Source organism: Aquimarina megaterium XH134 (genome assembly GCF_000520975.1).
Classification (GTDB): domain Bacteria; phylum Bacteroidota; class Bacteroidia; order Flavobacteriales; family Flavobacteriaceae; genus Aquimarina; species Aquimarina megaterium.
The window spans coordinates 99,956-112,272 of sequence record NZ_JACB01000016.1 but is presented as its reverse complement, the minus strand read 5'-3'; the positions used below and the strand labels follow the sequence as shown (position 1 = coordinate 112,272).

The 12,317-nt window shown below is 31.6% G+C and carries 15 protein-coding genes; 11 read left to right on the top strand and 4 right to left on the bottom strand.

Features of this window, described 5'->3' with window-relative positions:
• Positions 1–61: 61 nt before the first annotated feature.
• Complete coding sequence (locus tag Z053_RS0112215; protein WP_025665294.1) at positions 62–964, bottom strand: FecR family protein; 903 nt, start codon at positions 962–964, stop codon at positions 62–64.
• A gap of 57 nt (positions 965–1,021) precedes the next feature.
• Positions 1,022–1,534 carry an RNA polymerase sigma factor gene (locus Z053_RS0112210; RefSeq protein WP_025665293.1) on the bottom strand — a complete coding sequence of 171 codons (513 nt, stop codon included), beginning with the start codon at positions 1,532–1,534 and terminating at the stop codon, positions 1,022–1,024.
• 74 nt (positions 1,535–1,608) lie between these two features.
• On the opposite strand from Z053_RS0112210, the gene Z053_RS0112205 reads away from it, so the two are divergent.
• The 10 genes from Z053_RS0112205 (at position 1,609) to Z053_RS0112160 (ending at position 11,430) form a co-directional block, all read left to right on the top strand.
• Positions 1,609–3,186 carry a 7TM domain-containing protein gene (locus Z053_RS0112205; protein WP_025665292.1) on the top strand — a complete coding sequence of 526 codons (1,578 nt, stop codon included), beginning with the start codon at positions 1,609–1,611 and terminating at the stop codon, positions 3,184–3,186.
• 83 nt (positions 3,187–3,269) lie between these two features.
• Positions 3,270–4,148: a sugar-transfer associated ATP-grasp domain-containing protein gene (locus Z053_RS0112200; protein WP_025665291.1), complete on the top strand. Its 879-nt coding sequence runs from the start codon at positions 3,270–3,272 to the stop codon at positions 4,146–4,148.
• Between the two features lie 32 nt (positions 4,149–4,180).
• Positions 4,181–5,314 (top strand): hypothetical protein, encoded by a 1,134-nt coding sequence (locus tag Z053_RS0112195; protein WP_025665290.1) that lies wholly within the window; start codon positions 4,181–4,183, stop codon positions 5,312–5,314.
• A 190-nt stretch (positions 5,315–5,504) separates the two neighbouring features.
• Positions 5,505–5,861 (top strand): hypothetical protein, encoded by a 357-nt coding sequence (locus Z053_RS0112190; RefSeq protein WP_025665289.1) that lies wholly within the window; start codon positions 5,505–5,507, stop codon positions 5,859–5,861.
• A 70-nt stretch (positions 5,862–5,931) separates the two neighbouring features.
• Entirely contained in the window at positions 5,932–6,699 is a 768-nt protein-coding gene (locus Z053_RS0112185; protein ID WP_025665288.1) for a helix-turn-helix domain-containing protein, read from the top strand.
• 138 nt (positions 6,700–6,837) lie between these two features.
• On the top strand, positions 6,838–8,106 hold the full coding sequence (locus Z053_RS0112180; RefSeq protein ID WP_206539212.1) for a DUF885 domain-containing protein: 1,269 nt from the start codon (positions 6,838–6,840) through the stop codon (positions 8,104–8,106).
• A gap of 184 nt (positions 8,107–8,290) precedes the next feature.
• Positions 8,291–9,028 (top strand): GNAT family N-acetyltransferase, encoded by a 738-nt coding sequence (locus Z053_RS0112175; RefSeq protein ID WP_241459824.1) that lies wholly within the window; start codon positions 8,291–8,293, stop codon positions 9,026–9,028.
• A 58-nt stretch (positions 9,029–9,086) separates the two neighbouring features.
• Positions 9,087–10,106, top strand: a complete 1,020-nt coding sequence (locus Z053_RS0112170) for a phenylalanine--tRNA ligase subunit alpha (protein WP_025665285.1) — start codon at positions 9,087–9,089, stop codon at positions 10,104–10,106.
• Positions 10,107–10,114: 8 nt separating this feature from the next.
• The gene (locus Z053_RS0112165; protein ID WP_025665284.1) at positions 10,115–10,510 is read left to right on the top strand and encodes a hypothetical protein; all 396 of its coding nucleotides are present in this window, start codon (positions 10,115–10,117) and stop codon (positions 10,508–10,510) included.
• A gap of 419 nt (positions 10,511–10,929) precedes the next feature.
• Positions 10,930–11,430: a hypothetical protein gene (locus Z053_RS0112160; protein ID WP_025665283.1), complete on the top strand. Its 501-nt coding sequence runs from the start codon at positions 10,930–10,932 to the stop codon at positions 11,428–11,430.
• A gap of 35 nt (positions 11,431–11,465) precedes the next feature.
• Here Z053_RS0112160 and Z053_RS31500 read toward each other — a convergent pair whose 3' ends face one another.
• Positions 11,466–11,609 (bottom strand): hypothetical protein, encoded by a 144-nt coding sequence (locus Z053_RS31500; protein WP_160170084.1) that lies wholly within the window; start codon positions 11,607–11,609, stop codon positions 11,466–11,468.
• 69 nt (positions 11,610–11,678) lie between these two features.
• The gene (locus Z053_RS31495) at positions 11,679–11,828 is read right to left on the bottom strand and encodes a hypothetical protein (protein WP_160170083.1); all 150 of its coding nucleotides are present in this window, start codon (positions 11,826–11,828) and stop codon (positions 11,679–11,681) included.
• A gap of 84 nt (positions 11,829–11,912) precedes the next feature.
• Here Z053_RS31495 and Z053_RS0112145 point away from each other — a divergent pair, with 84 nt between their 5' ends.
• Positions 11,913–12,137 (top strand): helix-turn-helix domain-containing protein, encoded by a 225-nt coding sequence (locus Z053_RS0112145; RefSeq protein WP_024769698.1) that lies wholly within the window; start codon positions 11,913–11,915, stop codon positions 12,135–12,137.
• The last annotated feature ends 180 nt before the right edge of the window (positions 12,138–12,317 follow it).

Here is a 12,317-nt window from a genome sequence, read left to right as displayed (position 1 = left end):
GAGAATTCTAAAACGTTAAGATTCTTAAATAATTAATGTGCGAATTGATTGATTTCTGAAACTAGGGTACCGATAGTAAAACAGTAGTCCCGTTAACTACATATTCTATCCCCATAGGAACTAATACTGATTCTAGGGCAATACTTAGATCATTATAATTAAACCCACCTGTAAACAACTGATTCTGATTAATTTTATCACGTCTAAAAGTTATATCATATTGCCTCTCTAATTCATCCAATACATGTATTAATGGAACACTATTAAAAATGCTCTCTCCTTTTTTCCACAAAGGCTCCTGATCTGTTATGGTTTCGTCTATAAGTTTTTTGTCTTTTAACGAAACACCATTCCCTTTTTGTAATATCTTTTGTTGGTTATCTTGTGTCGATACCCGAACTTTTCCTTCATAGCAAGCTACACTAAATTCGGTAGCTCTACTCTTTACATTAAACTGAGTTCCTAAAACTTCGATTTTTCCTAATTTGGTGGCTACCGTAAAATTAGAACCAGAAGTTACTTTAAAATATGCTTCTCCTTCTAAAGTGATTTTTCGATTTTGTGACCAGAAAAAGCGTCTATGAGTAAGCGTTGATGCAGCGTTAAGATCGACAGAGCTTCCATCGGGTAAAACAACAGCCAATTGTTGTCCGGGATCTGCTGTATAACTCACCGTATTAAAGAAAAGTCCAATAATTAATACTATAGAGGCTGCTGCTGTAAAAGTATATACGATTGGCTTTAGGTTAATTACCTTTGCTTTTTTGGGCCGATAAATTTTGCCTAAAGTTGTTGCTAATGACGGTTGTAGATCAAAAGAAGGAGCTTTAAAATAGGCTAGCCCTTCTACGATTTTTTTATAATCGTCATATTCGGGAAGCTTTTTTAACTCTTCTAATTCTTCGGGGCTAAGATCGTTATTTAACCACTTTGCCAGATATGTATTTTCCTTTTCGTCGAGCATAATTTCTACCTTGTATCAGGAGAATAACAGCTAAGGTGTAAAATACCCTACCGTCTTTTATATATTTTTAACCAATTTTCTTAATTGCTTTAATGCATTATGCATTCTTTTTTCTACTGCTTTTACCGAAATGTCTAGCATTTCGGCAATTTCATTATATGTCTTTTTATCAATTCTATTGAGTAGAAAAACCTCTCTTTGGCCATCAGAAAGTTCGGAAATGGCATTCTGAAGCTTATCCATGAACTCCTTTTCTTCCATCACATAATCCGGAGACTCTATATTTTTGGTGCTACGAGGTATTTTTGCATATTCTAGTCTTACCTTCTTATGAGCAACTTGATTTAAGAACAAGTTATTAGCAACGGTACACAAAAAACCTTTAGTTCTCTCAAAGATTACCTTTTTACAGTTATCCCAAAGTTTTATAAATGCCTCTTGCATTACATCTTCTGCTTGTTCCTTATCCCCACATTTGTAGTAAATAAAATTTCTTATATCCTCAGCATGTGTCTCGAATAGCTTGGTGAATACGGGTTGTTCACAAACAGATTTTGAGGATTGGGTCATAAAAAAAGAATTTTTTTCGATTTGAGGTAGGGTGAAACAGTTCCTACCTGTTATTAATCCAAAAATAGCTGATTATGAATTCGAAAACAAATCTTAAAATCGCATTAACTATAATTTCAATAATTGCCATAATCGCAATAGGATTTAAAATAAAACCAATTCTCAATAATTATGACAATTTTAATCCTGAAAAAGTTTATAAAGTAAGCTACAGGTTTTTTTTTAAATCAGGAGATAAAAACACTTCATTAAAAACATATATCCCCAGTAGCAACTCCAGACAAAGAATTTCTAATGAAAATATCAAAAATGACAGTACTCTGTCTTTTGTTAAGAAAGAAGAAATTGGCGAAAATATAAGAGCAATTTGGAACACCAGTGAGAGAAATACATATCATTCTGTAGATTATGAATTTGTTTTCGAAGGAAAAGATAGAAGTTTTAGAATCCCAAAAGTCTTTAATGTTGCATCAGGCAAGTATAGAAAATATCTTAAACCTACAGAAAATATACAATCTGATAATGAAATTATCAATGAATTAGCGACTCAACTCGGACAAAATACTAAAAATGACAGAGAAGTAATCAAAAATGTTTTTGAGTATGTATATGCTATTCCTTCGGCACCAATCATTACACTCACAGATGCTGTAACTACAATCGAACAGAATAGGGCTTCTTGTAATGGAAAAAGCAGATTATTTGTAGCGCTAAGTAGAAATTTGGGATATCCAGCAAGAATAAAAGGTGGAATTATTGTAGAAAATACAGATAAAAGAACATCCCATGCCTGGGTAGAAGTATTGATTAATGAAACATGGGTTCCTTTTGATGCATTAAATAATCATTTTGGGTTTTTACCTGCCAATTACTTAGAACTTTATCGAGGAGATAAATCTTTGATTACTCATACTGCGGGCATTCAGTTTGATTATACCTATAAGATGGAACAGGTACATCATATTTCTTTCTTAAAAATGAATTCTGAAGAAATTGGTAACCTACCAGGTTTTTCTCTTTGGCACCTGATCGATAAAAATGTAATACCAACGGGAGCTTTACATCTTTTATTATTACTGCCTATTGGGGGATTTTTGGTTGCTTTTTTAAGAAATATTGTTGGATTAAAAACTTTTGGAGTATTCCTACCAGTGTTGATAGCCTTTTCTTTATTGCATACAGGTTTTATCTCTGGAATTGCAATTTTTGTGGGACTTATTATGTTTATTGGATTAATATCATATCCTTTTGATAAACTAGGGTTATTATACACTCCAAAAGTGGTGATCTCACTTACTACAATGGTATCTGTGATCCTTTTGGCAACACATTTTGGAGTTAAGAATAACATAGAGTGGCTTACTAAGTTAACATTCTTCCCTATTATTATCCTTACCATTTCGGCAGAACGCTTCTCACGCTCTACTCTTGAAGACGGATACATAAAAGCTATAGATAAATTGTTTCAAACATTAATAGCTACATCAATTTCTTATCTCATACTATCATGGTCATGGTTGCCATCTGTACTGGTTTTATTTCCTGAGGTAGCTCTTTTAATAATAGCATTGTCCACATCGTTAGGGAGATATATCGGGATACGATGGGTAGAATTATTTAGGTTCAAGCCTCTTTTGAAAGCAGAAAAATAAAAAACTGCCTTTTTTAGGTAGGGTATATAAACACTCACCTGTTTCTATAGCAAACAAATAAGATAATACTAAAAGACACAAATATGTTCTCAATAATTTTCAATAAAAAATCAACTGCAGCATCTGGCGTAATTGGTTTGAATGAAAGAAACATAAAGCTTATTTATCCCAATAACCCTAAAAGGCATTATCCCTTAGCCGATGATAAAGTACTTACCAAAGAAATATTGCATCAATACCATATCCCTTGCGCAGAAACCTATGCAGTAATCGAATATAATAGTGATATTAAAGAAGCATGGGAATCCTGCAAACACTATCCTTCTGTAGCAATAAAACCAGCAAATGGTTGTGGTGGTGGCGGAATTAAAATTCTTAAAAAGGACAAGAAAGATAATTGGATATGCAACGGTGAAATGATTACCGATCGAGAAGTTTTTCAACATATGGCATCTATAATTATGGGATTTTTTTCGTTAGGTTCTCACGACAGGGTACTTATCGAAGAATGCATAGAGCCACATCCTTTTTTTTATGAGATATATCCACAGGGAGTACCTGACTTTAGAATCATAACACTTAATAAAATACCATTAATGGGAATGTTAAGAATGCCCACAGATAGGTCTGATGGTAAAGCCAATCTTCATCAAAATGGAGTAGGTATAGGTATCGACATGAAAGAAGGAAGATTATTAGAAGTATATGATGGCAAAGAATATAGCAATCATCACCCAGATAGTACATTTTTGGTTAATGGTACCCCCATACCATACTGGAAAGAAATTTTGGAAATATCTATAGCAACGGCTAAGGCATTTCCATTAAACTATCTGGGGATTGATATTGTGATCGATAAAAATAAAGGCCCGCAAATTATGGAAATCAATGTTCGACCTGGCCTTGGGATTCAGCTAGTAAATAAAACCGGATTAAAAGAAGTAATAAAAGAAGCTATTTAAATAACGCATTAAACAAAAGAAGAAAAATTGTAATGGAAAACAGAAATATAATACTTGCTGTACTCATCCTTTTTATATACGCTGTAGGCTTTTCGCAGAGTAAAAACACTTTCGATATCGAAACACAGGGAGGGTATGAATACAACTATTTTAAAAGCCCTAAAGAAGTAAGAGTGAATGATAGTGTACTTTCAAAAGAGGATTTGATATCAAGTAGCATCTATCAGGATATCTCAATCAATTATAAGTACCGCTATAAATGGAAAAAAAACAGAATAAGGTTGTCTTTAAATCCTTTTTCAAGACTATTCTATGAGAATTTTGATGATAGTTATTGGAGCTTGGATACAAGAGCAAAATATGATCATAGATTTACTAAAAAAACTATTTTTTTGACCGAAGTTAGATTTAGAAGAATGAATAGAGAAGGTTTGGGCGGAGATCAAGATGTATTGATTAATCCATTAGGATATACAAACTATGGTGCTACTGCAGGAATAAAACTCATGCCTTTTAATGCTAATGAGATGACATTAGAAGGGTTTTATAACTTCAAAAATTTTGATGCTTTTGGAGTAAGAGATCTACAATTTGATGAGTTTGGAGTTCAATTCTCCAGTGTGCAATCCTTTACTGTAAATCGATTAGAACACAAGCTAGGGGTGAATACATATTTCAAAAAAAGAAAGTATGATACTTTTAATGCTAGCGAAATAGATACAGACGGTGAAAGAGATTGGGACTACATAAAAGGAGGTTTGTTTTATGAATTACCGTTTAGCGAGAAATTTAAAATAAAGCCCAATTTTGTGTACTACACAAGGATCGATAACTCTACCGGGCGTTCTGGATTTAATCAGTTTGGTCCGGGAATCAATATGAGATATAAAAATAAAACAACCAAAGTGCGAACCTCTCTGTCTTTTATTACCAGAAAATACAAAGAAATTGAAGCCAGAAATACCGAAATGGCAATAGGAGAAAATTTGAAATATCAATATGCAAATTTTAATCTAAATGCTTCACATAAAATAGGAAATGGGTTTTCATTAATCGCAACATTATATTCTAGAGTGAGAAGTACAAATTATACAGATATAGATGCCCGTTCTTTCAGAAATTATAGAAATCAATATGCAGGAATAGGTGTTCTATGGGAATTATAAGATATTCCCTTTTATTTATTGTTAGTTTTTTAGGTTAAGCGTTACTTTTGTAGCGCTTAACTTTTTAATAAAATCCAGCAGGTAAAATTATGATTGAGAGTATTCGAACTATTAATCTAATTCATCTTGCTTAAAAGTGATTTTTTTAAATATCTAAAGTACATTTGACAACAATAATTGAGTAAGGAGAATGGCAAGAGACGAAAAATTAAAAGAACGCTGGGAGATCCTGGTAAAAAAACTGTCGAATCAATTTGCAGATGGAGAAGATTTAGACCTCGACGGGATTATATATCTAATAGGAGTACAAGAATTGGGTCAATTACACCGTAAGTTTAAAAAAGACGAAAAATTAGATTTAATGCATATTGCCATATGTCGGCTCTTAGAGCCTTATGGATATTATGAATTTGACTATTATGATGATGACGGTTGGCCACATTATAAGATTAAAGAACAATTACCTAGTCTTAAAGCAGGTGAACAATCTGTTTTGATGAAAGAAGCTATTGTAAGTTATTTTTTGGTAAGTAGGTATATCGTATAATTACAGTATCGAGAATAAAACAAGATATCAACATCGCGATTTTGGGAAAATAAATTTCTCTCAAAGTAATATGCCAACAATTTACAATGGTAAAACAACAGGTATTGCTTTAAAATATGTGATAGAAGGAAAAGAACATTATGAAACGAATATAAATCGATTAAATGTATATAAGAATCAATTTATTATCCTGAGAGAAAGTATTGACTACCAAGTGTATTCTAAAAATATAAGTACCAAAGGTTTCTGTCTAGATATCAATCCAGAATTATTAGATATAGAGATATCAGATTTTTTGAAAAATGATTTATTATTTAATCAACCATTTTCAGGAATTTTATCTACTTCATTAGGGAAATCTTTATACGATTTTACTAACACCAGTACGAAGACTAAATTTGCGCAAAAACCTTTAGAGATTATTACTAAGCTTAAAGACGATTTACTCTGCTTTCAAAATGATCTGACCATAATCGGAAATGGTTTACAAAACATAACCAAAAGGAGTTACACACAAAAACTTCTTGTTTCAAAACTTTTTGAAGCAAGAGAATATATTCATTTATATTATGCACATAAAATTTCGCTAAGTATCCTTGCCAGTATATCAGGCATCTCTAAGTATCATTTTGCCAGAGTGTTTAAAATTTGTTTTAAAATGACTCCGTTACAAATGCAGGAACAGTTGCGAATGGAAAAAGCCAGAGAACTATTACATAGTGGTAAGATTTCTTTAACTTCGATAGCATATCAATTAGGGTATGCAGATTTAGCTTCGTTTTCTAAAAGATTTAAAAAATATTACAAAATACCGCCTTCACAATATGAAGTGATTTAAACTATTCTCAATTCTATATAAAATAGCAAGATTGCACAAATTATAGTGAGATTTCTATAGTATCATTGTATTAAAACAGATTTTAAAAATCAAATTAATATGGTAAGTAGAGATATTAGAATTATAGTACAGATATTTATGTTCGTTCTATTTAGTTGCCAAAACAAAACCGAAAGCCAATCTATTGAATGGGAAACTATAACCAAAGAATTTATAAAGAACTATAAAAAACTAGATATTCAAGGATTAGAACTTTCTTTTGTAGAAAACCTTAAGAACATTAGGGACAAGAAATCTGTTCAAAACCAGGAAGAAGTATTTATCTCTTTAGAAAATGCATTACAAAAAATAGACAAAAATCAATTATCTAATCGTGATAAATTGGATTATGAAGTGCTGCTTTATGAATGTGAACTTAATCGGGAGAGAATTATTATCGAAAAAAAATGGTTAAATGCAATTAGAGATAGTATCCCAACCACTAAAATATTTGATGTGCCAAACGGAAAAGATTGGTATGCATATTTCTTAAAAAAGTGGGTAGATAAAGAAGCAACACCAGACCAGATATATGCTTTGGGAGTAAAAGAAATAGAAAAGGTAACTTCAAAAATCAAAGAAATGCAGATCAAATCCGGGATGGATAGTTTGGATTTTAACAGACATATTAAGGATTCTGTGTTTTTTTATTTCAATGTTGAAATGGTTCAAAAGCGTTTTTTACAAATCAGAGAAACTGTAGCTAATAAATTACCAGAAATATTTCCGTTTACAGATAGAATTCCAGAAGTAAAAATTAAACAAGGAACGAATAAAAATTTGTCTCAAGTTCCTGGGTTTTATACAAATGGTACCTTTTATTATAATTATTTCAATACACCTTTTAATAAGCGACAAGTAGGTTGGTTATACGTTCATGAAGGAATGCCAGGACATCATTATCAGGCAATGGTTGAAACGTTATTGCATCGTTCTGATATTCAAAAAATGTTTAGATATAGAGGAGTTGCAGAAGGATGGGCTGCATATGTAGAAGAAATAGGAGAGGAAATAGGAGCATATCAAAATATATATGATGAATTAGGAAAATGGGAATGGGATATTATTCGTTCTGTACGAGTAGCATTAGATGTGGGGCTTAATTATTATGGCTGGAGTGACCAAAAAGCGTTAAAATTTTGGCAACAATATATCAAAGGACAAGATGATATTGCTTTTCGTGAAATAGCTAGAATGAAAAGATGGCCAGTACAAGTTATCACGTATAAATATGGATCCAATAAAATACTTCAATGGAAATCACAACTCGAAAAAAATCAAAACTTTAACCTTAAAGAATTTCACAAAAACATTTTAAAAAACGGAATGTTACCTTATTCAATTTTAGAATCACAACTAGGACTGTAATTAATTCATATTTATGAAAGCATTATCGTATGATGATTATGAAGTTCATTATATTTAGAGTGCTTATTTAATAATGATAAAATACAGATAGATTTATAGTATGGTAGTTAGAACCCTAGAAGAAGTTACATTTAAATCGATAATAGATTGCTTTCTAATTTCATTTAAAAACTACTTTGTAGAAATGCCAACAGATTTAGAGTATTACAAAGAAAGGTGGGATAATGCCAAAGTTCGGTTTGATCTATCCTATGGGATGTTTGATGATGAAAAACTTGTAGGGTTTATTATAAATGGAATTGACAAAAGAAACGGAAATTTAATAGCATTTAACACAGGAACGGGTGTGATTCCTGAATATAGAGGAAAGAAGATAGTACAATCTATCTATGAGTATGCGCTTAAAGATTTAAAACAAAATGGTGTTACTCAATGTTCTTTAGAAGTAATAAAAGAAAATACAATTGCTATTAAATCCTATGAAAATGTTGGTTTTAAGAAATGTAAAAATTATAAGTGCTTTAAAGGTAAAATACAAATTGAGAATGAGAAGGTTGTTGAGTTAAATGAAATTGATTTTAATCAATTTGATGCGATAAATTTACCCAATCAGGAATACTACTCTTGGGACAATCACAAAAACTCAATCAAAGATGGAAATTATAGATATTTTCAAGTTTTAAAAGATCAAATTCCCGAATCTTATTTTGTTATAAATCCAGTAAATGGATATGTAGCTCAATTTGATCTTTTGAATAAAAATGAATTAGGATGGCATCGTCTGTTTTTAGGGATTAAAAGTATCTGTGAGACTATAAAAATTAATAATATTGATACAAGACTTGTCGAGAAAATAAACTATTTGAATTCGATACATGTCGAAAACATAATTGATCAGTACGAAATGGAATTAAGAATATAAATGTACTATTCTATTAACCTAAATTGCGTAAATTTGCCGTTCTATTAAGAAAATAGTGATGATTGATAAGATTAAAGAGTATATAGAAGAAGTTGATAGTTTTAAAGCTAAAACTAAAGAAGATGTTGAGGCATTTCGAATTAAGTTTTCGGGTAAAAAAGGATTGATTAACGAATTCTTTGCAGAGTTCAGAAATGTAGCTAATGACCAGAAAAAAGAATTTGGACAAGCTATTAATGCTCTTAAAGTAGCAGCAGAAGGAAAGGTAAAATCTTTAAAAGATGAATTAGAATCCAAAGACGAAGAAAAAGGACTTTATGGTGATCTTACAAGACCGGCAGAACCTATTGCTTTGGGATCCAGGCATCCTATTTCTTTGGTGAAAAATCAAATTATCGATATTTTCTCACGTATAGGATTTAATGTAAGTGAAGGTCCAGAGATAGAAGATGATTGGCATAACTTTACAGCACTTAATTTACCAGAATATCACCCGGCACGAGATATGCAGGATACGTTTTTTATTCAAACAGACCCAGATATTTTGTTACGTACTCACACCTCGTCGGTTCAAGTACGATATATGGAGAATAATAAACCGCCAATTCGTACAATTTCTCCAGGAAGAGTATATCGTAATGAAGCTATTTCTGCACGATCACATTGCTTTTTTCACCAGGTAGAAGGATTGTATATTGATAAAGATGTGTCGTTTGCCGATTTAAAACAAACACTTCAATACTTTACTACAGAGATGTTTGGTAAATCAAGAATTAGATTACGCCCATCGTATTTTCCGTTTACCGAACCTAGTGCAGAGGTAGATGTATACTGGGGATTAGAAACAGAGACCGATTATAAAATGACCAAAGGAACAGGTTGGTTAGAAATTATGGGCTGTGGAATGGTGGATCCTAATGTGCTTAAAAATTGTAATATAGACCCTCAGGAATATAGTGGTTTTGCATTTGGGATGGGAATCGATCGTATTGCTCTTTTATTATATGGCGTGTCTGATATTCGAATGCTTAGCGAAAATGATGTACGTTTCCTAGAACAATTTAAATCTTCACTATAGAGCACAACATGAAGAAAGATATTGAAATACCTATTGTAGAAGGTGTTTATATTGCAGTGATCAAAGAATGGGATGAAGAATTTCTTGCTCAACATTGGAACTCCTATATTATTAATGATCGTGAGACCGAAATAGAAACGGTTCTAGTGGTAACCAAAGGATACGATGGGGATCGGAAAACTTCATTGCTACGTCATGGTATAGGGACAATGGAAGCAAAATCTTCTGCCAAAATCGAAATGCTTCAGGAAGAATTACTGGGAATGAATAATGAATTTGTTGTCACTTTCTTTGCAGAAAGTAAAATGTATGATAAAAAGTATGTGTTTAGAAAACATACTATAAATGAAAACGCTTTTCAGAATTTGCCAGTAATGGATCAATTGGGAGTATTGGTAAAATAATGCCATTTATACCACCTTCAATATATCAGGGATGTAAATTAGAATGATTTCCTACTGCAGGATAATCTTCTTTTTTGCACAGTAATAGTACCTTAATACCTCTAAAGGTTTCCAAGTATCTTAATTTTTAGTTACAGTAATTACATTGAACATTGATACTACTGTCTATTCTTCCCTAGATAGATATGTATTGTACTAGATCTATGCTGCCCAATTTTTAGCGATCGTTCTTTTTTAATATGGTTTCTTATAAATAACGATTTAATTTAAACTTCAGTTGTAAGTTATGATTAGTAAAGAAGACTAATACGTATCGATAAAATGCTATTATAATCGATAAAATACACATTTTAACGTTAATTATTTGTTAATAAGAAGTATTTTTCTGATTTTTGTAGCTGTAATTGGAAATACAACATATGAAGAGACTTTTACCGGCTTATGCTACGTTTTTGGTCTTGACACTTTTTGGAATATATTCTTGCGGAAAAGGTGATTCTAATGCTTCTAATATTATGATAGTTGGCATATGGCAATTGAAGCAAGAATTTAGTAATGAAGAAGAGAATGCGCCATTAGAAGAATTCCCGCTTTCCTCTTGTGAAAAAATGACAACTCTGGAAGTGTTAAAGAATGGTAGATTTATTGAGAAAAATTTTTATGATAATTTTGGAACAGGAGGAGAATGTATAAAGGATACTGAAGATACCCATGGAAGTTGGGAAAAAGAATCAGATGGTAATTTTTATTTTATGTATGATAAGAGCGAAATCTTATTATTTAATAAATCTTATGTGACTGTCAAAAATGGAGATCTGGTAGTTACCATTGAATATGATGACCCTGATTTAGGGTATGAAACTACTCTTAAATTTATTTATTCAAAAAAACATCAGGAAACTAGTTACTTACCAAAGTAAAAGAACCCGTATTTAATATACGGGCTCTTTGTAGGCTAAAATTTCGGATGAGATTCTCGGGCCGCATTGGTTTTTTGTAAAGTTTCTAATGCCCATAAATAATGTTGTTGTGTTTCCTGGGTGACACCATGCTTACTTTTGTGAAGCATAAGGCGTTCATAAAGTTTTTTCTCTGTCATACATATTGATTTTGGTTAAAAACTATATTGATATTAGTATCTTTTATACATCCATAGAAATGCACAGGCTTACGAACCCGAAAGCTCTGATGATGTTGTATCAGTGTTGTCAGGCTTAAGTGCTTCTAGCATAGCAATAAAATAGCTTTGTTCTTTTTTACAAAACTGATGCTCCTCTTGATAGGCTAACATATATTGATATAACTCTTCTTGGGTCATACATAATCATCTGATGTAACAAATGTAATAAAAAATTACCGATCGGTAATTGAATTTGTGTTTTATTAAGCTGAATTTTCCATTGTGGAAGAATATGACAAAAAAGAGCTACTTAATATATTAGCTAAACGTGTAAAAGAATTGAGGTCAAAAAAAGATGTGACCCAAGAAGACGCGCTTAATGATACCGGAATTCACTTCGGAAGAATTGAACAAGGTAAACGAGATATTTCTTTTTCTACTCTTTTTAAAATCTGTCAGTATTTTGAAATATCTCCGAAAGATTTCTTTACCAAAGACTTTGACTAAGTCTTTATGACCTAAATTTCCTTAAGCTTTATTACCAGATTTTATAGACAAAACTCGTATTTATATTTTTGAATACTAATACATATCCTTGTATTATTCTCTATATGATTTTAAATACAGTAGTTCGACGTTTTTGTAAAATTTTGCTCTTAAGAAAGCCATAGATCAATTTAATCCAGC